Here is a 22,938-nt window from a genome sequence, read left to right as displayed (position 1 = left end):
ACCTCATTTAAACACGCGCTCAACACTATAAATATCTTTTAAATTTTTAATTTTATCGACGATACGATGTAAATCTGGTTTAGATTGAACCATAATCGAAATATTCACTTTCGCATGGTTACTCGCATTCGTTTGGCCACTCACTTGAGTAATCGGAACTTTCTCACTTGACACGAGGTTTAATATTTCATTGACTAAACCATTACGATCGAATCCGTGGATTTCTAAATTCACTTTATAACGTGCTTTGTCTTCGATACTTCCGACCCATGAAACGTCGATTAAACGTTCTGTTTCATTTTGAATGTTCGCACAACTTTTGACGTGAACTTTTACACCGTGACCTTTTGTTATATAGCCGACGATGTCATCTCCTGGAACCGGGTTACAACATTTTGCAAGGCTCACGAGCATACCGTCTAATCCTTCAACAATTACTCCAGACTCTGAAGTCGTTTGTTTAAAGTCTTTTTTACGTTCTACTTCAAGAACAGGTGACGTATCTTTTTGTTTTAAATGACTCGTCAAACGGTTCACGATTTGCTGTGGTGTTACACCACCATATCCAACCATTGCATATAGATCATCGATTTGATTTAAATTATAACGCTCTAACACTTGAGCGACTGTTTTTTCAGTTAATGCTTCTTCTAGTTTAAAACCGTTTAACTTAATTTCTTCTTCAACTTGTAGGCGACCTTTTTCAACGTTTTGTTCACGGTCTTGCTTTTTAAAGAACGCTCGTATTTTATTTTTAGAGCTCGATGACTTTACGAGATTTAACCAGTCTAAACTTGGTCCGTATGACTGTTTGCTCGTACGAATTTCGACGATATCACCAGTATTTAACGTAAAATCAATCGGTACAATTTTACCGTTTACTTTTGCTCCGACCATCTGATTTCCGACTTCTGAGTGTACAGAATACGCAAAATCAATCGGCACTGCACCTTGTGGTAACTCGACGACGTCACCATTCGGTGTAAATACATAGATCTTATCAGATAACATATCGCTCTTTAATGCATCCATAAATTCTTCAGCATCTGTATAAGACGATTCATTATCGACAATTTCTTTTACCCAGTTATTCGTCGGTGCACTTAACTTTTGACCTTCTTTATATGCCCAGTGTGCAGCGACCCCGTGCTCTGCGATTTCGTGCATTTCAAACGTTCGAATTTGTATTTCAAGCGGATCCCCGTTTGGACCGACGACTGTCGTATGTAGTGACTGATACATATTTTGTTTCGGCATTGCGATATAGTCTTTAAAACGACCAGGTACCGGCTTCCAAATCGTATGGATAATACCAAGTACTGCATAACAGTCTCTAATATCATCGACGAGTACGCGTACAGCGAGTAAATCAAAAATTTGGTCAAATTGTTTATGTTGGTCTTCCATTTTACGGTAAATACTATAGATATGTTTTGCGCGACCAGATAAACTATTTTTAATATGTGATTTTGATAATTCACTTTCGATTTGTTCAATCGCTTTGTTAATGATAACTTCACGTTCACTACGTTTCTTTTTCATATAACTAACGATTCTAAAATATGCACTTGGATCGATATAGCGTAATGAGATATCTTCTAATTCCCATTTAATACTCGAAATCCCGAGTCGGTTCGCAATCGGTGCGTAAATTTCAAGTGTTTCTTTAGAAATACGAATTTGTTTTTCTTCAGGCATCGCTTTTAACGTACGCATATTGTGCAGTCTATCTGCGAGCTTTACTAAAATTACTCGAACATCTTTTGCAATTGCAACGAACAGTTTTCTATGGTTTTCTGCTTGTTGCTCTTCTAGTGAACGGTACTTTACTTTTTCTAACTTCGTTACACCATCAACAATTACCGCAACTTCTTCATTGAACATATTTACTAAATCTTCATGAGTATACGGCGTATCTTCTACAACGTCGTGTAAAAATCCTGCGACAATCGTCGCTACATCGAGCTTTAACTCTGCTAAAATACCTGCAACTTGAACTGGATGTAAAATATACGGCAATCCATTTTTTCTAAATTGACCATCATGAGCTTTTTCAGCAAGATCATAAGCATCTTTAACCATATTTAACTCATCATCATTCATATATGCACTACATAAATTAAATACATCTTCAGCAATATATGGGTATTCTTTATCACTCATGATCTCACTTCCTTTAAAAGTCTTGTTATGTAAAAGTGCCTGATTGCTCAGGCACTATAATTATCATTCATTATATTCTAATAATGAGATAATTTCATAGTCTTTAATTTTATCTCGACCATTTAAATAGTTTAACTCGATTAAAAACGCGAGTCCGACTACGATACCACCGAGCTCTTCAACAAGATGAATCGCCGCTTCAATCGTTCCACCAGTAGCAAGTAAGTCATCTGTAATTAACACACGTTGACCTTTTTTAATTGCATCTTTATGAATTTCAAGTGTGTTTGTACCGTATTCTAAATCATACTCATAAGAGATCGTTTCTCTCGGTAGCTTATTTGGTTTACGCACTGGCGCAAAGCCAATACCTAACTTATAAGCAACTGGACATCCGATAATAAATCCTCGTGCTTCCGGTCCAACGATAATATCGACGTCTTTATCTTCAGCGAATTTAGCAATTTGATCTACCGCGTAGCCAAATGCTTCACCGTTATCCATAATAGTCGTAATATCTTTAAACTGTACGCCAGGTTTTGGCCAGTTTTCTACTTCAGAAACATACTGTCGTAAATTCATTTAATAATCTCGCACCTTTACATTTAATACTATTATTTTAACATAATTCATACGTATACACATCGTTTTTATTCGTTTATTAGCGTTTCAATATATGTTTTTAACTCTGGTCTCGAGGACATTTTTAAAATCGTCTCCGCATTTAACTTTTCACTAAGTTGTTTAAAATATTTCGATTCGATGACGACGAGATCAGACGTTAAATCCTCATTGTAAAAAATGACGCCTTCATTTAATTTAACACGATTTAAATCATCTAAAACATTTAATACTTTGACGAGCATATCCATAGTAATATTATGTTTTTTTGCAAATTGTGGTGCATATTTTTTTAAGTCAATCGCACCATTTTCAGCATTAATAATCGTTTCATACACATGTTCAATCGTTTGAACTTTAGGAATCCCACTAAAGAATAAATTATCTTTATCATCAAAAATAGCGACGAGTTTTGAAGTTTTTAATTGCTTCACTGATGCTTCAAAATTTTGTATAGAAATTGGCAAATCTCTAAAAATCACTTGGTCAACGTTATAAATAATCGTCTCACCGTAATGGAAATAGTTATCACCGAGCTTTTCTTTATCTTCAGCGATAAAGAAAATATCACTCTTTTTATTAATACGTTTAAAGTTTTGATTGTTTTTTGAACGCATATCAAATAGCTGCATATCTTTAATTTCAGCGTCATTTAATACGAGTTGAACTTTTTCTACACCGTTAAACTCGTTGATACCGAGCGTTCCAATCATGTAAATTTTCTCGCCTTGAGATGTCTCGTTGTATAATTCCCCGTAGTTAAATCCGATGACTTCAAAACTATAATCGTAAAGCGTCATTTTTAAATGCTTGTTATCAACTCCGAGCTGGCGAATCGAATCAATTCGTGCGCCACTTATCATGACTGTTGGTGCTAAAAATCCATGTCCAAACGGTCGCAATGCATTTAATGCCTTAATATCATCTGTCGTAACGTTCTTGTTCGTTAGCTTTAAATCAACATCTCTAGTCGGTTTTGATGAAGATCCTTTGTCGTTCATGTACGCTGTTAATTCATCTTTAAAATCGTCCATGGATTCTATTGGTACTTTAATACCAAACGCTTGATTATGTCCGTGTGCAACATGAGACACTTTTAAATGTGATAATTCTTGAAGTAGTTCTATCGTATTAATTGAACGCGCACTTCCAGTGTATACATCTTCATCTTTTGTCAGTAAAATTGCCGGTACACCGTATGCTTCAACTATTTTAGAAGCAACGATTCCTAACACACCAGGATGCCATAAATCACCGTAAATGACGTGAATGTTATCGTCAGCATTTAAAAACTCTAACGCTTCAGCGTACGTATCCTCAACCATTTGCTTTCTAGTATCATTTAACATCTCTATTTCTGTAGCTATCATTTCCGCTTCACTATAACTTTCTGAAAGTAAGAGAGATACTGATATACTCGCTTCGTCTATACGACCCGTTGCATTTAAACGCGGTGCAATCGTAAAACCGACCGTCTCTTCGGTAATTTCACCTGAAGATTTCGCGGCATTCAACAGTGCTTTTACACCAATATTCGTATGACTGTTTAAATAATCTAACCCATGAATGACAAAATATCGATTCTCATCAAACATCGGCACCATATCTGCAATCGTTCCGATCGCAACAAGGCCAATAAATTCATCTTCAACGTATCCTAGCGCTTCAATCACTTTATAAGTAATACCGACCCCGGCTAAGTTGTTACATGGATAATTTCCATTTGAATGATTCGGGTGAATGATAACTGCATTTGGCATTTCCTCACTAAATTCATGGTGATCGATGACGATGACGTCTATATCATTCTCTCTTAGTAATTCAATTTCTTTAATATGTGTGACCCCATTATCAACTGTAATTACTAAGTCAAAATTCCCGATGACTTCTTCTTTTAATAAATCATAATTTAAACCATAACCGTGATCGACACGATTTGGGATAAAGAAATACACGTTTATATTTCGTTTTTTTAACGCTTTATAAAGAATCGTCGTACTCGTAATTCCATCCGCATCATAGTCCCCGTATATTAAAATTCGACTTTGATTGTTAACATGCTCCTGGATTAACTCTGTCGCTTTGTCGATATCATATATGAGTGACGGTGAATGTGTTTCTGGTTCTAATATTTTCTTTAAATCATCTTCAGATGTGAACCCACGATTTTCTAAAATATGTTGACTGAGTTCACTTAATTTATATCGTTCGATAAGTTCGTCTGTAATAGACGATTCATTTTCATTTAAAATCCAATGATATGTTGACTCGTACATATAATCATCCTTTAAAAAACGTCTAGGCGATTTGCCTAGACGTTATTTTATACTAATACTTTATCGTCATTACTACGTTTTTCTTCGTATACAACTAGTTTACCACCATTTTTACGAAGTTGTCTCTTTTTAAGAACACCCCATAATTGAATTGCGATAAATAGAGATGAGTATACACCACTAATTAAACCAACGAGTAACGCAACTGAGAACGTAAAGATCGATTCGCTTCCCATAAATACGAGGAAAACAACGACGATGATTACAGTAATTACTGTGTTTAATGAACGTGTCATCGTTTGTCTTAATGACGTATTGATGAGGCGATTAATATCGTCTTCACTATGATATACTTTCATCTTTTTATTGTTTTCACGAATACGGTCTAACGTAACAATCGTATCGTTAATTGAGTAACCGACGATTGTCAGTACTGCGGCAATAAATGTAATATCGACTTCTAATCTAAAGAAACTGAATACCGCAATCATTACAAATACGTCATGCAGTAACGCAAGAACAGCCGGTAATCCCATACGCCATTCAAAACGAATCGTTACGTATATAATAATCGCAACTGACGCTATAAGTAATGCTTTAATTGCGTTTTTAACGAGCTCTTGTCCAACGACTGGACTCACTGTACTCGTCATCGGAGTTTCGCCGTACTTCTCTTCAAAGAACGATTGTAACTCTGCAATTTGGTTTTTATCTAAATCTTTTGAGTAGCGCGCAACAACTGTCTTATCCCCTGACTTCGTTAAACTTTCTGGCTCTAGTCCAAGTTCAACTAAATCATCTCTTACAGACTGTTCTGTCGTATTAGACTCAGCGACAATATCTGCACGTGTACCACTCGTAAAGTCGATTCCGAGGTTCAGTCTATATATTGATAAAATAGCGATTCCTGCTACGATAATGAGACCACTTAATAGGAAGAATTTCTTCGCATGTTCTGCAAATTTTAGTCCATCCCAAACAGTCGTTAGTTCTTGAACGTTAACACCTTCACGAATGTTATGGATATGCTTTTTCTTTAAACCGAATAACTGCGGTTTGTTGTCCATCCAGCCAGATGAAACGAGTAAACGCATCAGTACGCGAGTTAAGAATACTGCTGTAACGAAACTCATTAAAATAGATAGTAAGAGCATCGTCGCAAATCCTTTAACGCTAGACGTACCGAATATGAATAAAATAATCGCAGCGATTAACGTCGTTAAGTTCGCGTCAATAATTGTCCATAATGACTGATTCGCACCTTTTTTATACGATTCTTTAATACTTCGTCCGATTCGTATTTCTTCTTTTATACGTTCATATAAAATAATATTTGCGTCAACGGCCATACCGACCCCTAATATTAACGCTGCAATACCAGGGAGTGTTAACACACCGCTAATTAAGTTAAACATTACGAGCGTTAAGTAAATGTACACGACGAGTGTAACTGACGCAATGAGTCCTGGTACTCTATAGAAAATAAGCATATAAATGAGTACGATTGCGACACCGATTAAACCTGCTGTTACAGTTTTATCGAGCGCCTCTTCACCAAACTGTGCGCCGACACTTGTCGAATAAATTTCAGTTAACTTAACAGGTAACGCACCAGAGTTTAGTAATGCTGCAATATTTTGAGCACGTTGTAACCCTTCTTTATCACCAAACCCTCCAGAAATCATTACTTCTGTTGAGTTAATTGGCTTATCCACTGAAGCTGCTGAAATATATTTAGAATCTTCTTTTTTGGCTTCTTCAACGAAAGAGTCGACGCCTTCTTCAAAGTCCATCCAAATAACTAAAAGATTTGCTCCTTTCTGTTTTTCAGAAATTTCTTTTGTTATTTCATGGAACTTACTTGCATCTTTTAATTTTAAAGATACGATCGGTTGGTTTAAATCGTCATACCCTTGACTCGCCCCACCTTGTACTAAATCTTTACCGGATAGTAAAACATTATCTTCAACGTCACGAATTGTAAGTTCTGCTTGCGTTGAAAGTAACTCACGTGCTTCTTGTTGGTTTTCAACTCCGGCAAGTTGTACTCGGATACGATTTCCTTCTTCTATTTGAATGTTCGGTTCAGATACACCGAGTACGTTTACACGTGAATCTAGTGTTGAAGCTGTCGCTTCGACATCTTTTTGTTCAATCGTATCGTCTTTTTCTAGTGGCTCAACTTGGTAAAGTACCTCAAATCCACCTTGAAGGTCTAAACCTAAGTTAACGTCTTTAACTATGTCTTTATAAGTAAGCCCAATCGCTGTACCTAAAAGTACGACGATGAGTAACATACTTATAATTCTACTTGGTTTCTTTTTCACAGTGTCACCCTTTTTATGTTATGTAAATTAATATATACATTATAACGATAATTTGGTTAAAACTAAATATAAATTAAAAAAAGCCGACATTTGTCGACTTTCAATTACTTAGTTACTTGGTGTAACGCACGGCGTTCAAATTTTAAAGTTGTGCCTTCATCGACTTTTAAATACATGTAGTTCGCATCGAAAGATTCAACGACACCTGTAAGGCCACCGATTGTTACAACTTCATCACCTTTTTGTAAACCCGCTTGCATTTCATTAATTTGTTTTTGACGCTTTTGTGCTGGACGAATCATTAAAAAATACATCACAGCAAAAATTGCGATAAATGGTAGTAAAGTTACTAGTAAATCCACGTGATTCCCTCCTCTTAAAAGTTTTTAGCATTTTCTTTATTAAGTCCGTATGTTTCAAAGAAATATTCTTTAAAATCTAAAAGACTGTCATTTAATATTGCTTGACGAACGTCACTCATCAAGTTTAACAGAAAATGTAAGTTATGATAAGTCGTAAGTCTAGCACCGAACATTTCATTTGCTTTAAATAAGTGCCTGATATAAGCACGCGTATAATTACGGCACGTATAACAATCACAATTTGGATCGAGCGGACTAAAATCACGGCTATATTTTTGATTTTTAACGACGAGACGTCCTTGACTCGTCATCGTCGTACCATTTCGTGCGATTCGTGTCGGTAATACACAGTCAAACATATCGATACCACGAATGACTCCTTCAATTAACGCATCTGGTGAACCAACACCCATTAAATATCTCGGCTTATCAAACGGTAATAACGGGACCGTTTCTTCTAACATTTCATACATTAATGGTTTTGGTTCTCCGACAGATAATCCGCCGATAGAATATCCAGGAAAATCTAACGACGTAATTTCTCTCGCACTTTGCTTTCTTAAATCGCTATATTCTCCACCTTGAACGATTCCAAATAACGCTTGTTTTTTATCGTTTCCAGATTTCACATGGTAATTTAACCCACGCTCTGCCCATCGTGTCGTACGTTCTAACGAATCTTTAACGTATTCACGAGTTGCTGGAATTGGTGCACATTCATCAAATGACATAATAATATCTGCACCTAAATCGTGCTGAATATCCATTGCCTTTTCAGGCGTTAAAAATAACTTTGAACCGTCTAAATGACTTCTAAAGTGTACGCCTTCTTCTTCGATTGTACGAATGTTCGATAAACTAAATACTTGGAATCCACCAGAGTCTGTTAAAATCGGTTTTTGCCAGTTCATAAAATTATGAAGCCCACCCGCTTCTCGTACGAGATCACTGCCTGGTCTTAACCATAAGTGATATGTATTTGATAAAATAATCTGACTACCCATTTCTAATAATTCTTCTGGTGACATCCCTTTTACTGTTGCGAGTGTCCCGACAGGCATAAATATTGGTGTTTCAATAATGCCGTGCGGCGTATGTAAACGCCCAGCACGTGCACCAGACTGTTTACACGTATGAACGTGTTCATATCGTATTGCCATAATTTCACCTCTAAATGATTAACATCGCATCGCCAAAACTAAAGAAGCGATACTCTTTTTCTAACGCATGATTGTATGCTTTTAAAATATTTTCTCGTGTAGAAACCGTACTTACGAGCATTAATAATGTCGATTTCGGTAAATGGAAATTTGTAATAAGACCGTCTACAGATAATATATCTTGACCTGGATAAATAAATATATCCGTCCAATCACTCGTTGCTACGAATTTTTTATACGTTCTAAAATTCGCTTCTAACGTACGCGTCGACGTTGTGCCAACACTAATAATACGATGGCCCTTTTCTTTTGCTTCGTTCAGTCTTTTAGCAGTAGATTTTTCAATTGAATAAAATTCGCTATGCATATCATGCTCTTCAACGTTTTCTACTGCGACTGGTCGAAATGTACCAAGTCCAACGTGAAGCGTAATGTAGACGATATCTACACCTTTTTCTTTTATTTGACTAAGTAACTCAGTCGTAAAGTGAAGCCCAGCAGTCGGTGCAGCTGCACTTCCGCTATGTTTTGAAAATACAGTTTGATATCTTTCGTTATCTTCTAATTGTGCTTTAATGTATGGTGGAAGTGGCATTTCACCAAGTCCATCTAACACTTCTTCTAAAATACCATCATATTGAAGTTTTACGATATAAATACCGTTGTCATGCTTTTCTAACGGAGTTGCTGTTAGTTCACCGTCACCAAACACTATTTCCGTTCCAACATGCACACGTCTCGCAGGTTTAATGAGTACTTTATATCCATTCGTTTCAGGATTAAGTAATAACATTTCAACGTGACCGCCACTGTCTTTTTTATGTCCGTGGAGTCTCGCAGGTAGTACGCGTGTATTATTTAATACGAGAACGTCATCTTTTTTTAAATAATCGATTATATTATAAAAATGACGATCTTCCATTTCACCAGTCTCTCTATCTAACACTAATAACTTAGAATCCGTACGATTTTTAAGCGGATGTTGTGCGATGAGTGATTCTGGTAAGTGAAAATCAAAATCGGTTAATTTCATGATTCATTATCCTCTATATGTTTGTGTCGTTTAAAATAGTCATAACTTTTTGCTGTCGCTTCACGACCTCTTGGTGTACGTTGTAAAAATCCACGTTGGATTAAATACGGTTCGTATACATCGATTAACGTCACGACCTCTTCGCCAATTGATACAGCGACTGTTTCTAAACCGACAGGACCTCCGCCATACGTATCGATAATTGTCGTCATGACTTTATGGTCGATCGGATCGAGTCCTTCTTCATCGACTTCTAAAACGCGTAGTGCATCATTCGTCGTTTCTAGTGAAATCGACGCTTCACCTTTCACCATTGAGAAATCACGAACGCGTCTTAATAAGCGGTTCGCAATACGCGGAGTTCCGCGACTTCTTCTCGCGAGTTCGTATGCAGACGTTTCATCGATTTTCACGTCAAAAATATCCGCGGTACGTTCAACAATCGTTTGTAATGCGTCGTTTGAGTAGTATTCTAATCGTAATTGTATTCCGAAACGGTCTCTAAGCGGTGCGGATAAACTCCCAAAACGCGTCGTTGCACCGACTAACGTAAATGGTGGTAAGTCAATACGAATACTTCTCGCTTCATCTCCTTGACCGATGACAACGTCAATAAAATAATCTTCCATCGCAGAATATAAAATTTCTTCGACGATACGCGGGAGCCTGTGAATTTCATCGATAAATAAAACATCTCCAGGTTCTAAGCTCGATAAAATCGCCGCTAAATCTCCCGCACGTTCAATTGCAGGACCTGCAGTCGTTCGTATATTTACGTTCATTTCATGCGCGATAATATTTGATAACGTAGTTTTACCAAGCCCCGGTGGACCATGTAAAATAACGTGATCGAGTGGTTCCTCACGCATCTTTGCCGCATCTATAAAAATTTGTAAATTCCTTTTAATCGTATCTTGACCGATATATTGTGATAAATATAACGGGCGAAGCGAGAGTTCTTCTCTCGCTTCACCTTCTATTAGCGACTGATCTAAAATTCTATCGTCCATGATTATCGTCTCCTGTTCTATTCAACGATATGTCTTAAACTTAATTTCACTGCATCTTCGACAGTTGTGAGTTCTTGCTTCGATAAATATTTTTCTAACGATTTTAACTCACGTTTGCTGTATCCGAGTGCTTTTAATGTTTCAAGTGCTTCCTCTACAATGACGTCGTTTGAACGCGTTGATTGCTGTAGTTTTACCTCAGCTTTAAAGTCTGCTTTTAACTTCCCTTTTAAATCTAAAATGATTTGTTGAGAGGTCTTCTTACCTATACCAGGGAATTTTTGTAAATACTTTTGATCTTCGTTTTCAATCGCATTTACGACTTCAGACGGTGTTGACGTCGCGAGAATTGCGAGCGCACTTTTTGGTCCTATTCCAGTCACTTTTAATAGCGACTGAAACATTTCCTTTTCACTTATACTGCTAAACCCATATAGCGTGAGACTATCTTCACGAACGATTTGTTCAACGTAAATACGCGTCTCTTGATTTAAATACTTTTCAAAATGATAAGGATTTGCAGCAACGATTAAATACCCAATACCAGCTGTTTCCAGTGTCACATAATTCGCATGAATTTCTGTGAGCGTGCCTTTAATATACTGATACATATTTTCACCTATTCAATAAATTCAAATTCAAAGTCTTTAATTCTAACGACATCTCCAGATTGTACGCCTTTTTCTCTTAACGCGTCATCGATACCCATCGAACGCATTTGGCGAGCAAATCTTCTGACTGCTGCGTCACGCGAGAAGTCTGTACGTATAAATAGCGTTTCGATTTCTTTACCGTGAATTTCAAATGTTCCGTCCATACCGCGTTTAATTTCAAACGGTGCTTCTTGTTTTTCATGTCGATACACGACGCGCACGTCTTGGTCTATTGTTTCTTCTTCCTCTTCAGGGACATAATTTTCTAACGTTTCGATAATTAAATCGTTTAACGCTTGAATACCTTCTCCAGTCACTGCTGAAATTTCAACAATTTTAGAATCCGTCTCGACTTCACGTTTAAATCGTTCAATATTTTCTCTATCTTGAAGTACTTCGATTTTATTTAAAGCGATAATTTCTGGTCGTTTTAATAATTTCTCGTTGTATTCTTTTAATTCATTGCGAATGATTTTATAGTCTTCCACCGCATTTCTATACTCTGTTTCTGCGATGTCGATGACGTGTACGAGAACTTTAGTACGTTCGACGTGTCTTAAAAACTGTATTCCAAGACCTGTTCCCTCAGCTGCACCTTCAATTAACCCTGGTAAGTCCGCCATAACAAATGACTTATCTCTAACGATTACAACACCTAAATTCGGTTGAATCGTTGTAAATGGATATGACGCAATTTTAGGTGTCGCGCGAGATACACGACTTAATAACGTCGACTTTCCAACACTTGGAAATCCTACTAAACCGACGTCCGCCATTAACTTTAATTCTAATATAAGGTCGAACTCTTCTCCTGGTTCTCCACCTTCAGCAAAATCTGGTGCTGTATTTCTACTCGATACAAAACGAGAGTTCCCTCGTCCACCACGACCACCTTTTGCGATGACTGCACGCTGAGTATGTGTCGTTAAATCTGCAATGACTTCTTCAGTTTCAGCATTTTTAACTACTGTACCTGGTGGTACTTTTAAAATCATCGGTTCACGACTTTTACCGTGTTTATTTGAACTCATACCAGATTCACCGTGCTCTGCTTTAAAGTGACGCCGATATTTAAAGTCCATTAACGTATTAAGCCCTTCGTCGACTTCCATAACGATGTCTGCACCGTTACCACCGTCTCCACCTGCTGGGCCACCCATAGGTTCATATTTTTCTCTTCGGTACGCAACGATTCCATTACCACCGTTTCCTGCTTTTACATAGATCTTCGCATAATCTGCAAACATACCGACACCTCCATTCTTATCTATTATACATAATATACTGACATAAAAAAAAGCATCAGCGAATCGCTGATGCCTGTTTTATTACGCTTCGTAAACAGATACGCGTTTTTTGTTACGTCCAACGCGCTCAAATCTTACGACTCCATCTACTTTAGCAAATAATGTGTCGTCTCCACCTCTACCAACGTTTACACCTGGATGAATTTTAGTTCCGCGTTGACGGAATAAAATTGAACCACCTGTTACAAATTGGCCATCTTGGCGTTTCGCACCAAGACGTTTCGCGTGAGAGTCACGACCGTTTCTAGTAGATCCTACCCCTTTTTTCGATGCGAAAAATTGTAAGTCTAATGTTAATTTAAACATTCAGTCCACCTCACTTTTAGTTACCTTAATATAGTCTTTATACGATTGTTCTATAGTTTCGAGTGATATAATCATCGTTTTAAGTATTAGATCTACAGATTGGTCGTATTCTTTTACTTCTAAAAAGAAATACCCACCATCATTATTGATATCTAACACCGGTTCGACATCTGTCAATTGAAATATCGCATTCGTGTTTCCGAATACTACACTAGACGCTCCAGCACAAACGATATCTTGTCCATGTTCTCCATAATCGGCATGGCCAGACATTTCTATGCTTTTAACAACGTCATCTTTCAACTTGGCTTCAACATGAACCATTACGCATCAATCTTTTCGATTGTAACTTTTGTGAATGGCTGACGATGACCTTGTTTACGTAAGTAGTTCTTTCTACGTTTGAACTTAACGACGTGGATTTTCTTGCCACGGCCTTGTTGTTCAACTTTCGCAGTTACTGTAGCACCTTCAACGATTGGCGCACCGACTTTAACGTCGTCTCCACCAACTAAAAGTACGCGATCAAAAGTAACTGTGTCACCTTCATTAGCGTCAAGCTTTTCAACGAAGATTGTTTGACCTTCTTCTACTTTAACTTGTTTACCGCCTGTTTCGATGATAGCAAACATACTTTACACCTCCTAATTATAAGACACGCCATATAGGTGGATTAAATAATCACTTAAACCTGTTCTGAGCGGTTGATGTTTACAAATTCATCAACTTCTAAAGTATACACATACTAACTACTCGAGTCAATCTTTTTATGCATGTTTTGTGAATACATTTTTTCTTATTTTTCTTAAAACGAGTACAAAGATGAGAAGTGGTATATATAGTAATGCGTTTAATAATAAACTCGGCACTGCACGTAACGCAATATAATCAAACAGTGGTAAATCTATATACCCAACTACTCTGTATATTCCGTATATATAAAAATCAAATAAAAACGTATTGACGATAACGACAAAGAATAGCCCTATCATATCTCTATAGAATACTCTAAATGCCGAATGCATAAATAATACAAATGCGACAAATCCAAATAAATGAATGCCGTAAATTGAACCTGTGTATAAATCTAAAATGACTCCGAATACGATACTAAAAAATATGCTATATGATCGCCCGAAGTAAATCGATACGAGTAATAACATCATAAATAATAACTTCGGTACAAAATAAACGTCAGAACCTAACAGTGAGAACGGACTCACTGAAGCAAAACTAAAATCTAAAAACAATACAGTAAAGAATCCGATAAATAAAAAAATTGAACGCATCGTTATTCCTCACCTACAGTTTCAGGCTCACGTTTAATGACGAATATCATGTCGAGTTCATTAATATCGCTGTCCATTTTAACACTTGCATTTTTGCTTAGGCCATATCGGTCGTTGACCGAATCGACAACTTCACCGACGATAATCCCTTCTGGGAAAATACCCGTTAAACCGGATGTATATACTTTTGATCCTTCTTTAATTTTACCGTCGTTCACGATATTACCGACGAGTAACGTATTTCCATTTTCATCATAACTTTGAATCGTACCATAATGTCGCTTATCTCCGTTATGTATTTCAACAGAAATGTTTTTCTTTGCAGCGTCTGTCGTAATCATTTCAACAAAACTTGAACTTCCATTCGCACGTTTTACGACACCAATCAGACCTTTTGGCGTCATAACGGCCATACCTTCAGATACACCGTGCTTCGTTCCCTTATCGATAGTAAAACTATTTAACCATTGATCTGGCGAACGTGAAATTACACGTGCATTAATTGTTTCATAGTCGATTTTAGAAGATACATCGAGTGCTTCTTTTAATTTTTCATTTTCTTCTTCAAGGCGTTTTAAATCCGCTTCAAGTTGCGGTAACATATCTAACTTAGCCTCAAGTTCTTTTTCGTTTTTTGACGGTCCGAATATAAAACCTAATAAGTTAAACGGAGTTTTCATTACTTTTTGTGTCGTAGCTGTCGCATCTCCAACGAACATCTCCGCCTTTGTCGTATGTGTACGATCAGATATAGAAAATCCTATTAATAAAATAAGGAGGATGACTGAAAAGACAATCGTAATCATTTTATTCTTATTAAAAAACTTCAAAACTCCACCCCCATAATTATCATTATTTTACCATATCTAATTGTAAAATATATGCGTTTAAAAGTTTATATTAAATAAAATTCGAGATAAACTTGCATTTCTCTAAACATTAAAATATAATGAGAATATATTAGACATAGAGAACGACAGTGCCTAGCAAATGTCACTCACCGATAGCACGCCTAAGTGCTAGATATCATATTATTATCTGTTAAATGTAGACTTAGAACGTCTACGTCAAAGACCCACTAAATCGCCAATTTAGTGGGTTTTATTTTGTAATAATGTACATAAACCGATACACTAGTAATCGTAATATAAAACGGAGGCTAAGCATGACACTAAAAACTTTCATCATTGTACTCATCATCACACAAATATATTTTGCATACCATGCTTTCCTATTTAAAAAGAAAGAACAGCCTATGGTCAATGTAAAAGATGATAAAGCAGAAATTAACGGTCAAGAAGTGAATACAAAAATATATTCGTTCGTCTTAAACTACGGTCCACAAATGCGCAGACACTTTAACAACATTTGGTTTGTCATTTTATTTTTCATCATCGGTTCAATCGTCATCGCACCATCTATGCCAGACTATGCGAGATACGGTAGTAATTTAACGTTTGTCATTCCAAACTTAATATTATTTGGACTGATCGTTTCAGTATTAACGATTATCATCAATGTACTCTTAAAAGAATATATGATCGCAGGGACAGCACTATTTAACGCAATTGCGATGTATATCGCATATTTCCAAATGAACTTAACATTAAATATGGACGGCTTTACTGAATTCGTCTTAACACTTGTACTTGTATTTAACACAAATAAAATGTTAAAACTTCATAATGGCACGTATCCATTCTTTACATGGACGATGATAAATCACCTCATTGCGTCAACGCTAGTGCTACTATTAATGTAAAAAAATCCCTAGAGTTTGAATATCGAAACTCTAGGGGTTTTTAATTCTAATCACTCTATTTTCTTTTCCATATTTCAAAAGTATGGGGATGCTTGTTCTTTTCATCTACATTACCGTCCCAAGACTTTTCAAGTTCAAATTCATTGTAATCAAAGTCATCAGGAAAATATACGTTACCATCGAATTCGTCATGAATTACCGTACGGTATAAATAATCAACATCGTCTTCAAAGATTTTAAATAAGCTTACACCGCCGATAATATAAAAATCTTCAGCGTACTTTTCATATAACTCTAAAACTTCTTTTTTACTATTAACGACAATCGCACCAGGTGCTTCATAATCTGGATTATGAGTTAACACGATATTACGTCGACCATTTAACGGACGATTCGGTATTGACTCATAAGTCGCGCGGCCCATGACGACGTCTCCTTGCATCGTTACTTCTTTAAAAAACTTTACATCTGCAGGAAGACTCCACGGTAGTCTGTCTCCTTTACCAATTAGGCCATTTTTATCTTCAGCATATACATAAGCAAGCATAGAGTCACCTCATTCTATGTTTTTGTACTCTTATACCCTCTTATTCAAAAATTAAAAACAAGTGCTTTTTTATTAATTATAAATGTTAATTTAAGTCCACCCACTCATCTTTTAATATCCCATAAACCACATGGTCGACGTAGTGATCATATAACCACTGGACTTGTCTTAAAATTCCCTCTTCAGTAAATCCGAGTCTTTCAGGAATTTTACGACTTTTAAAATTTTCAGTTGCAACTCTTATTTCTATTTTATTTAAACGAAACTCTGTAAAACCAATATCCATTAATGCTCGAACAACTTTTGTCATAATACCATGCCCTTGAAACTCCTCGCCAAGAAAATAACCGATTTGACCAATACGACTTGTCCAGTCAAACGAGTTAAAACTCGCTATACCAGCGACTTCACCTTTAAATAAAATAACAGTCACCATGCTCTTATTATCGACAAAATTTTGCATCGAAGACTTAATAAAATCTTTCGTATCATCTACTTTTTTAATAAAAATAGGCCACGGTAACCACTCTTTCAGATAATCACGTGACTTAACCGTCAACTCAAAAATAGCGTCCGCATCACGATGATCCACCAACTTCAAAGAAATATCATCGTCAACTTTATGTGTAAACATAGGAACACCACCTCAATAGTTATTATGTATAAAATTAATGTTCTGTAATTTTAACATAAAATATTAAAGAATAGTGAGTCAGAAACCCCTATGTAATCATTACTGGATTAAAAACAATCCATCTCTTTCAGGCTAATGTATTTACCATTACCAATGATAATGTGATCTAAAAAGTCGATACCAATGAGTTCACTACTCATTTTAAGTCGTTTACTTACTTCAATATCTTCACTAGAAGGTGTTGGGTCTCCACTCGGATGATTGTGGACACATATAAAAGCTGCCGCACTTCTTTTGACCGCTTCTTTAAAAATTTCTCGTGGATGAACTACCGTTGTATTAAGTGATCCTTTAAATACTGTTTCTTGATGAATCACTTTATATTTAGTCGATAAATATAAGACGACAAAATGTTCTTGTTGGAAATATCTCATTTTCTCCATTAAAAGTTTCGATACGTCATCTGGAGAATGAATGAATACATCATCTTCTAAGCTATGACTATGCATTCTTATAGCAAGTTCAATCACTGCCAATATTTTTATCGCTTTAGCTTCACCGATACCATTAATCTTAGTCAGCTCCTGATACGTAACATCTCTTAAATCGCTGATTTTCTTTAAATTCTTTAACACATTATCTGCGAGTGTTAAGCTGCTCTCATTCCGACTACCTGTGTTTATAATGATTGCTAAAAGTTCTCGATTCGTTAAATTATCAGCGCCGTATATTTTTAATCGTTCTCTCGGTTTATCAGAAGACATCATTTCTTTAATCATTAAATCGTTCATAAGAAACCTCCAAAATATATAGTTGATAAATCATCATAAATAATAAAAGTGAGAATCGTACTCGTGGCTACAAAAGGTACATACGGTATTTTACGATTATCTGAATTCTTTATAATCTCCATAATAATCACGTAAAACCCACCGACTATAAATGAAAATAACAAGATAAAACTAAATAACAACGTAGGAGTGATTAAAGTTATCACAGACAGTAACTTTATATCTCCATAGCCGATTTTTTTATCAAACAGAATATAAATAACATGAGCTAAAGTTATAATAATCAGATCGTCTATTACATCTACATAATTAAATCTCGTTACATAGAGACCTGTTGTTAAAAGTATAACTAACGTAAAATTAGGTATTTTATAATGCTTAAAATCGTATAACGCAAGAGGTGCTAGAAATACAATCAATAAGTAATAAAGTGAAAAATCTCTAAACTGTATGTAAACTAAACTTGGAACTATAAAGAGCAGTGCAAGTACAACTTCTGAACACACATAAATAAAAGGTATATATCTGTGGCACTTATTACATCTGCCCCTCGACAATATATATCCAAAGATCGGTATGAGTGCAACAGCATCTATCGTATGATTGCAATGATTACACTTACTTCTTCTGAATAAAAACTTAAAGTTAAAACTCTTTTCCTCTAACACAACAAATATAAATGAAGCGAGTATCCCTCCAGTTATTAATAATAAAAGAATACGACCACCTCCAAAATGTTGCCCTAACTATATTCCATACGTTCAAGATTGTAAAATTGCAATTTTTGAAAAATAGCTTTTTATCTCTACAGTATTTAAAAAACTGTCAGGAAAATCCTGCAGTACTTGAATAATCGTAAGTTTTATAGATAAAATTAGAAAAAAGCGCTCTAACACTTTAGAGCGCTTCATTATGAAGATTTTTATTCTTCTTATTTACATATTTTGCTCCTAGGAACGAATTTTTGTTAGATATAATCATTTATTTAACAAAAAGTGATTATCTCCAAAAAAATATGTTAAATATATTGTTTTATCTAACAAAAATAACTCCAAAATTGTGAAATCTGTTAAATATATCCATATATCTAACAGAATCGCGATATTTTTGTTAATTAAATTCATAAGAAGTTGTTATAAGACACTTTAAATGATAAAGGACACGAAATCCAGAGGGCATTCCTGCAACACTCCGACTAATTCAGTGCTTTTCATCCAACTATTCCAACAATTATCATTACTGCACTTAAAACACTTCTTTTTCTTTGATTTTTAAAGGTTTTTATTCTTCTTATTTACATATTTTGCTCCTTGGATCGACTTTTTGTTAGATATAATCATTTATTTAACAAAAAGTGATCATCTCCAGCGAAATATGTTAAATATATTGTTTTATCTAACAAAAACAGGCACAAAAATGAGAAATATGTTAAATATATCCATATATCTAACAGAATCGTGATATTTTTGTTAATTAAATTTTCAAGAAGTTGTCATAAGACACTTTAAATGATAAAGAGCACGAAATCCAGAGAGTATTACCCGAACTCCCCACTAACTCACCGCTTTTAACCCTACTACACCGAGGATAATGACTACTAAACTCAGCACTCGTCCCGGGCTCTTTGATTCTCCGTAAAATATCATGTTTACCGCGACTGCAGCGGCTGTGCCGATTCCGATCCATACTGCGTACGCGACGCTGACTGGTAGATAGTTAAACGCTTGGTATAGTGTTGCGAATGCTCCTCCGAATCCACCGAAGAATAGGAGAAAGTTTTTTATTGATTTTTGTTTACTAAACCCGTTTAAACCGATAACTCCAACGAGTTCTAGTATTGCTGCTAAAAATACGTATATCCAACCCATTATTCAGTGACCTCCTTTTTGTTTGTATCGTCTGTTAGATTAAGTGCGATGACTCCGAGTACTAATATTACGATGAAGAATATTTTCGCGAGTGTTAAATGTTCATCGAAGAAATAGATGTCCATTAATGCTGTACCGACTGTACCTGCTGCAGCGAATACTGCATATACTGTTCCTGTTGGTAATGATTCACAAGCTTTTGATAAAATTAAAAAATCTAAGATGATAATTGGTAATAGTATTAACCAGTGCCACCACGTGGTCGCAACGTTAAATCCGTATATCCAAACGAGTTCGAGAAAACTCGTTAAAAAGACATATATCCATGCTTTATTCATAAAATTCCCTTTCTAAATAAAATGAATGACTATCAGTCATTATAAAATAAAATTAAATTCTATTTTAATCCTTTTAAAATAAAAGTAAATAACTCTTCTTTATATTCAATTACATTTTCTTCACTTGCTTCATCATATAAATACATCTGTTCAGCCAATGATTCGATCGAGCCGATTAAAATTTTTGATATAAATGCTGTGTTTACCGTTTCTCTAATTTCACCGTTATTTTTACGTGGAATTAGTAATTGTTCTATAAAATCATAAAGTGGTGCGTATATTTTTTCCCAATTTCCGACGTACTGTGTTTGAGTAAGTCCTGAATAGATGAGTGTTGTCAGTGATTTGTATTCTTTTGTTATATTAAAAATCGTGTCGATCACCGATTTTATTTCTTCTTCAATTGACTCTCCAGTAACATTTTGTGAGAGTTCTTCTAATATTTTCTCAACCATCACTTCAGCAATTTTAGGCATGACGGATAGTTTTGAATCGAAATATAAGTAAAACGTACCCTGTGCGATCTCTGCTTTCTTTACGATTTCAGACACCGTTGCTTTCTCGATTCCTTTTTCTAAAAAGACTTCGATTGAAGACTCGATAATTCTTTCCTCTTTGTTCAAGTGACACACCTCCTAAAAATGACTGATTGTCATTCATATATCGTAACACAAATTTTCTAATTTTAGAAGATAAAAAACCACTAAGATTACTCTTAGTGGTTTAGGGTCTATAGATTTTTTGTTAACTTCTTAACGTCACTGACGATTTCTTCTTTAGGGAAACGCTTGTCTCCACTATCTACACCTGAGTAGTCTTTGATGATTTTCCCGTTTTCATCGACGAGATAAAATGATGTACCGTGTGTAATTTGGTCACTACCTTCTGGTGGTGGAGCGACGATTGTTTTAAAGTTTTTCTCTGAGAATTTACGTATAAATTCATAGTCATACCCTGTAACGAATGTCCAATCTGCGTTTAAATCATTAATATGATACATATCAATATATTCTCTTAACACTTCTGGTGTATCTCTTTTTGGATCCACTGAAAAACTTAAAATTGCATAGTTTTCTACACCGTCTTTTTCAAGGTCTTCTACGACAGACGTCATGTTATGTGTCATCGGTGGACATACTGTCGTACAGTTTGTAAAAATAAAGTCTACTAAGTATACTTTTCCATCCATGTCCGCTTTTGTAAATGTTTCATCGTTTTGGTCAACGACTTCAAAGTCATCCATCGTATTGCCGTATCGACTGCTTACGTCTACTTCTCCACCTTTAGAGCATGCAGATAAAACAATACTTGATAGTAAAACGAGTAATAGTAATCGCTTCACGATTATCCTCCTCAATATGTTCTATATAACTTGATTATCTCACATAACCTTTTTATATCAAATTGCCTTTATGACAAATAAGTTACAATATTTGTCATACTTCTTTCGTTTTCTGTTTCTACATATATAATGTTTTGAAGTCGTGTTTTTAATGCCTCAACGTGTGATATAATTCCGACCATCTTTCCTTTCGTTTGAAGGTCGACTAACGTGTTAATCGCAGTGTTAAGTGTTTCTTCATCTAATGTTCCAAACCCTTCGTCGATTAAGAGCATATCCATGTTAATGCTACCCGCTTCATGTTGAATGACTTCAGAGAGCGATAAACTGAGAGCGAGACTTGCTTGGAACGTTTCTCCACCTGAAAGTGTCGCGATATTTCTCGTTTCGTTGTTAAAGTGATCAAATACGTCGATGATGAGCGCGTCTGCCGCATTAAACGTATCTTTTCGTCGCAATTCATAACGGCCATTCGTCATTTCTGTGAGTCTTCTATTAGCATAAACTAAAATCAATTCTAAATAATGAATCAGCACAAATCGTGACAATGTTGGATGGGTTGAATTTCTACCTTCACTATTACCGTTTATAATTTTTGCTAAGACTTCGAGCTCGCGAACGCGTTTCTCGTCTTCGTTATATGTGTTGATAGAATCCGTTAATTTTTCTATTAATGCCTCGTCACTATTTAATTGATATTCAGTCTCTGTAATAACGCGTTGTAGCTCTCTCTTTTGCTCTTCTAACTCTTTTAACTTTTTTTCTTTTAAAGTGACATCGATTGCTTCAAAACTTGTGAGAGATTCTTTTAACGTGTTTGATTTTATTTCTAGCTCGCGCACTTTACTGTAAAACGTATCGACTGTTTGCTGTAACGCTTCATCATCGATTTTAAAATACGCTTCAATATTTGTTCGGTCTACTGTGTCATAAGTGTTTAAAAATGATTCAACTTTTGGTGTATATTCATTTAAATCACGGTGAAACGATTCAATATTATCTTTGACTGATGATAACTCTGTGTGTAATTTGGCGATGTTTAATTCGATGTTTTGTCGTTTAGACTCTGCTTCTTTTAACGAACGCTCATGAAGATTAACAGAATCCGTTAGTAGAGTGATTTTCTCTTCTAACGCTGTATAATCATTT

At 35.6% G+C, this 22,938-nt stretch carries 25 protein-coding genes and 1 other annotated feature; of the genes, 1 reads left to right on the top strand and 24 read right to left on the bottom strand.

Going from position 1 to position 22,938, the window contains the following annotated elements; translation table 11 throughout:
- Window positions 1-3 precede the first annotated feature (3 nt).
- From HMPREF3029_RS06955 to mreC, 15 genes are all read right to left on the bottom strand, one after another.
- Complete coding sequence (locus HMPREF3029_RS06955; protein ID WP_070710257.1) at window positions 4-2,163, bottom strand: RelA/SpoT family protein; 2,160 nt, start codon at window positions 2,161-2,163, stop codon at window positions 4-6.
- Window positions 2,164-2,226: 63 nt separating this feature from the next.
- Complete coding sequence (locus tag HMPREF3029_RS06950; RefSeq protein ID WP_068128169.1) at window positions 2,227-2,745, bottom strand: adenine phosphoribosyltransferase; 519 nt, start codon at window positions 2,743-2,745, stop codon at window positions 2,227-2,229.
- 68 nt (window positions 2,746-2,813) lie between these two features.
- Window positions 2,814-5,060, bottom strand: coding sequence for a single-stranded-DNA-specific exonuclease RecJ (recJ, locus tag HMPREF3029_RS06945; RefSeq protein WP_070710256.1), 2,247 nt, complete (start codon window positions 5,058-5,060; stop codon window positions 2,814-2,816).
- A 47-nt stretch (window positions 5,061-5,107) separates the two neighbouring features.
- Complete coding sequence (secDF, locus tag HMPREF3029_RS06940) at window positions 5,108-7,387, bottom strand: protein translocase subunit SecDF (protein WP_083302103.1); 2,280 nt, start codon at window positions 7,385-7,387, stop codon at window positions 5,108-5,110.
- 104 nt (window positions 7,388-7,491) lie between these two features.
- Window positions 7,492-7,749: a preprotein translocase subunit YajC gene (gene yajC, locus HMPREF3029_RS06935; protein ID WP_068128162.1), complete on the bottom strand. Its 258-nt coding sequence runs from the start codon at window positions 7,747-7,749 to the stop codon at window positions 7,492-7,494.
- A 14-nt stretch (window positions 7,750-7,763) separates the two neighbouring features.
- On the bottom strand, window positions 7,764-8,912 hold the full coding sequence (tgt, locus tag HMPREF3029_RS06930) for a tRNA guanosine(34) transglycosylase Tgt (protein ID WP_070456342.1): 1,149 nt from the start codon (window positions 8,910-8,912) through the stop codon (window positions 7,764-7,766).
- Window positions 8,913-8,919: 7 nt separating this feature from the next.
- Window positions 8,920-9,942 carry a tRNA preQ1(34) S-adenosylmethionine ribosyltransferase-isomerase QueA gene (gene queA, locus HMPREF3029_RS06925; RefSeq protein WP_070710255.1) on the bottom strand — a complete coding sequence of 341 codons (1,023 nt, stop codon included), beginning with the start codon at window positions 9,940-9,942 and terminating at the stop codon, window positions 8,920-8,922.
- Window positions 9,939-10,952 (bottom strand): Holliday junction branch migration DNA helicase RuvB, encoded by a 1,014-nt coding sequence (gene ruvB, locus HMPREF3029_RS06920; protein WP_040928796.1) that lies wholly within the window; start codon window positions 10,950-10,952, stop codon window positions 9,939-9,941. Before ruvB ends, queA begins: the two co-directional genes overlap by 4 nt.
- A gap of 17 nt (window positions 10,953-10,969) precedes the next feature.
- The gene (gene ruvA, locus HMPREF3029_RS06915) at window positions 10,970-11,563 is read right to left on the bottom strand and encodes a Holliday junction branch migration protein RuvA (RefSeq protein WP_070623915.1); all 594 of its coding nucleotides are present in this window, start codon (window positions 11,561-11,563) and stop codon (window positions 10,970-10,972) included.
- 8 nt (window positions 11,564-11,571) lie between these two features.
- Window positions 11,572-12,852: a GTPase ObgE gene (gene obgE, locus HMPREF3029_RS06910; protein WP_070710254.1), complete on the bottom strand. Its 1,281-nt coding sequence runs from the start codon at window positions 12,850-12,852 to the stop codon at window positions 11,572-11,574.
- Between the two features lie 81 nt (window positions 12,853-12,933).
- The gene (rpmA, locus tag HMPREF3029_RS06905; RefSeq protein ID WP_040928799.1) at window positions 12,934-13,218 is read right to left on the bottom strand and encodes a 50S ribosomal protein L27; all 285 of its coding nucleotides are present in this window, start codon (window positions 13,216-13,218) and stop codon (window positions 12,934-12,936) included.
- Entirely contained in the window at window positions 13,219-13,542 is a 324-nt protein-coding gene (locus HMPREF3029_RS06900; protein WP_070710253.1) for a ribosomal-processing cysteine protease Prp, read from the bottom strand.
- The gene (rplU, locus tag HMPREF3029_RS06895) at window positions 13,542-13,850 is read right to left on the bottom strand and encodes a 50S ribosomal protein L21 (protein WP_068128146.1); all 309 of its coding nucleotides are present in this window, start codon (window positions 13,848-13,850) and stop codon (window positions 13,542-13,544) included. The genes HMPREF3029_RS06900 and rplU overlap by 1 nt, the downstream gene beginning before the upstream one ends.
- 11 nt (window positions 13,851-13,861) lie before the next feature.
- Window positions 13,862-13,934: a sequence feature (ribosomal protein L21 leader region), on the bottom strand.
- Window positions 13,935-13,985: 51 nt separating this feature from the next.
- Window positions 13,986-14,507, bottom strand: coding sequence for a rod shape-determining protein MreD (gene mreD, locus HMPREF3029_RS06890; RefSeq protein WP_070710252.1), 522 nt, complete (start codon window positions 14,505-14,507; stop codon window positions 13,986-13,988).
- Between the two features lie 2 nt (window positions 14,508-14,509).
- A complete protein-coding gene (gene mreC, locus HMPREF3029_RS06885; protein ID WP_246830710.1) occupies window positions 14,510-15,337 on the bottom strand; it encodes a rod shape-determining protein MreC in 828 nt (275 codons plus the stop codon).
- Between the two features lie 335 nt (window positions 15,338-15,672).
- Here mreC and HMPREF3029_RS06880 point away from each other — a divergent pair, with 335 nt between their 5' ends.
- Window positions 15,673-16,269 (top strand): hypothetical protein, encoded by a 597-nt coding sequence (locus tag HMPREF3029_RS06880; protein WP_070710251.1) that lies wholly within the window; start codon window positions 15,673-15,675, stop codon window positions 16,267-16,269.
- A gap of 55 nt (window positions 16,270-16,324) precedes the next feature.
- Here HMPREF3029_RS06880 and HMPREF3029_RS06875 read toward each other — a convergent pair whose 3' ends face one another.
- The 9 genes from HMPREF3029_RS06875 to HMPREF3029_RS09475 form a co-directional block, all read right to left on the bottom strand.
- Window positions 16,325-16,816, bottom strand: coding sequence for a dihydrofolate reductase (locus tag HMPREF3029_RS06875; RefSeq protein ID WP_070710250.1), 492 nt, complete (start codon window positions 16,814-16,816; stop codon window positions 16,325-16,327).
- A gap of 85 nt (window positions 16,817-16,901) precedes the next feature.
- A complete protein-coding gene (locus HMPREF3029_RS06870) occupies window positions 16,902-17,450 on the bottom strand; it encodes a GNAT family N-acetyltransferase (RefSeq protein WP_070710249.1) in 549 nt (182 codons plus the stop codon).
- A 107-nt stretch (window positions 17,451-17,557) separates the two neighbouring features.
- Complete coding sequence (gene radC, locus HMPREF3029_RS06865; RefSeq protein WP_144265436.1) at window positions 17,558-18,241, bottom strand: RadC family protein; 684 nt, start codon at window positions 18,239-18,241, stop codon at window positions 17,558-17,560.
- Window positions 18,238-18,933: a prepilin peptidase gene (locus HMPREF3029_RS09745; RefSeq protein ID WP_371327387.1), complete on the bottom strand. Its 696-nt coding sequence runs from the start codon at window positions 18,931-18,933 to the stop codon at window positions 18,238-18,240. The genes radC and HMPREF3029_RS09745 overlap by 4 nt, the downstream gene beginning before the upstream one ends.
- Before the next feature lie 861 nt (window positions 18,934-19,794).
- The gene (locus HMPREF3029_RS06855; RefSeq protein ID WP_070710248.1) at window positions 19,795-20,109 is read right to left on the bottom strand and encodes a DMT family transporter; all 315 of its coding nucleotides are present in this window, start codon (window positions 20,107-20,109) and stop codon (window positions 19,795-19,797) included.
- On the bottom strand, window positions 20,109-20,447 hold the full coding sequence (locus HMPREF3029_RS06850; protein WP_070710247.1) for a DMT family transporter: 339 nt from the start codon (window positions 20,445-20,447) through the stop codon (window positions 20,109-20,111). The genes HMPREF3029_RS06855 and HMPREF3029_RS06850 overlap by 1 nt, the downstream gene beginning before the upstream one ends.
- A gap of 59 nt (window positions 20,448-20,506) precedes the next feature.
- Entirely contained in the window at window positions 20,507-21,070 is a 564-nt protein-coding gene (locus HMPREF3029_RS06845) for a TetR/AcrR family transcriptional regulator (protein WP_070710246.1), read from the bottom strand.
- 107 nt (window positions 21,071-21,177) lie between these two features.
- Entirely contained in the window at window positions 21,178-21,789 is a 612-nt protein-coding gene (locus tag HMPREF3029_RS06840; protein ID WP_070710245.1) for an SCO family protein, read from the bottom strand.
- 68 nt (window positions 21,790-21,857) lie between these two features.
- On the bottom strand, window positions 21,858-22,938 hold a 1,081-nt coding region (locus HMPREF3029_RS09475), incomplete at its 5' end, for an SbcC/MukB-like Walker B domain-containing protein (protein ID WP_305778326.1).

Origin of the sequence: Nosocomiicoccus sp. HMSC059G07 (assembly GCF_001815515.1) — a bacterium.
GTDB lineage: Bacteria > Bacillota > Bacilli > Staphylococcales > Salinicoccaceae > Nosocomiicoccus > Nosocomiicoccus ampullae_A.
This window is presented reverse-complemented; position numbering and strand designations above follow the sequence as displayed.

Coding starts and splice junctions, on each gene's coding strand:
- HMPREF3029_RS06955 (WP_070710257.1), bottom strand. CDS start 2,163: ATGAGTGATAAAGAATACCCATATATTGCTGAAGATGTATTTAATTTA.
- HMPREF3029_RS06950 (WP_068128169.1), bottom strand. CDS start 2,745: ATGAATTTACGACAGTATGTTTCTGAAGTAGAAAACTGGCCAAAACCT.
- recJ (WP_070710256.1), bottom strand. CDS start 5,060: ATGTACGAGTCAACATATCATTGGATTTTAAATGAAAATGAATCGTCT.
- queA (WP_070710255.1), bottom strand. CDS start 9,942: ATGAAATTAACCGATTTTGATTTTCACTTACCAGAATCACTCATCGCA.
- ruvB (WP_040928796.1), bottom strand. CDS start 10,952: ATGGACGATAGAATTTTAGATCAGTCGCTAATAGAAGGTGAAGCGAGA.
- ruvA (WP_070623915.1), bottom strand. CDS start 11,563: ATGTATCAGTATATTAAAGGCACGCTCACAGAAATTCATGCGAATTAT.
- obgE (WP_070710254.1), bottom strand. CDS start 12,852: ATGTTTGCAGATTATGCGAAGATCTATGTAAAAGCAGGAAACGGTGGT.
- rpmA (WP_040928799.1), bottom strand. CDS start 13,218: ATGTTTAAATTAACATTAGACTTACAATTTTTCGCATCGAAAAAAGGG.
- HMPREF3029_RS06900 (WP_070710253.1), bottom strand. CDS start 13,542: ATGGTTCATGTTGAAGCCAAGTTGAAAGATGACGTTGTTAAAAGCATA.
- rplU (WP_068128146.1), bottom strand. CDS start 13,850: ATGTTTGCTATCATCGAAACAGGCGGTAAACAAGTTAAAGTAGAAGAA.
- mreD (WP_070710252.1), bottom strand. CDS start 14,507: ATGCGTTCAATTTTTTTATTTATCGGATTCTTTACTGTATTGTTTTTA.
- HMPREF3029_RS06880 (WP_070710251.1), top strand. CDS start 15,673: ATGACACTAAAAACTTTCATCATTGTACTCATCATCACACAAATATAT.
- HMPREF3029_RS06875 (WP_070710250.1), bottom strand. CDS start 16,816: ATGCTTGCTTATGTATATGCTGAAGATAAAAATGGCCTAATTGGTAAA.
- HMPREF3029_RS06870 (WP_070710249.1), bottom strand. CDS start 17,450: ATGTTTACACATAAAGTTGACGATGATATTTCTTTGAAGTTGGTGGAT.
- radC (WP_144265436.1), bottom strand. CDS start 18,241: ATGAACGATTTAATGATTAAAGAAATGATGTCTTCTGATAAACCGAGA.
- HMPREF3029_RS06855 (WP_070710248.1), bottom strand. CDS start 20,109: ATGGGTTGGATATACGTATTTTTAGCAGCAATACTAGAACTCGTTGGA.
- HMPREF3029_RS06850 (WP_070710247.1), bottom strand. CDS start 20,447: ATGAATAAAGCATGGATATATGTCTTTTTAACGAGTTTTCTCGAACTC.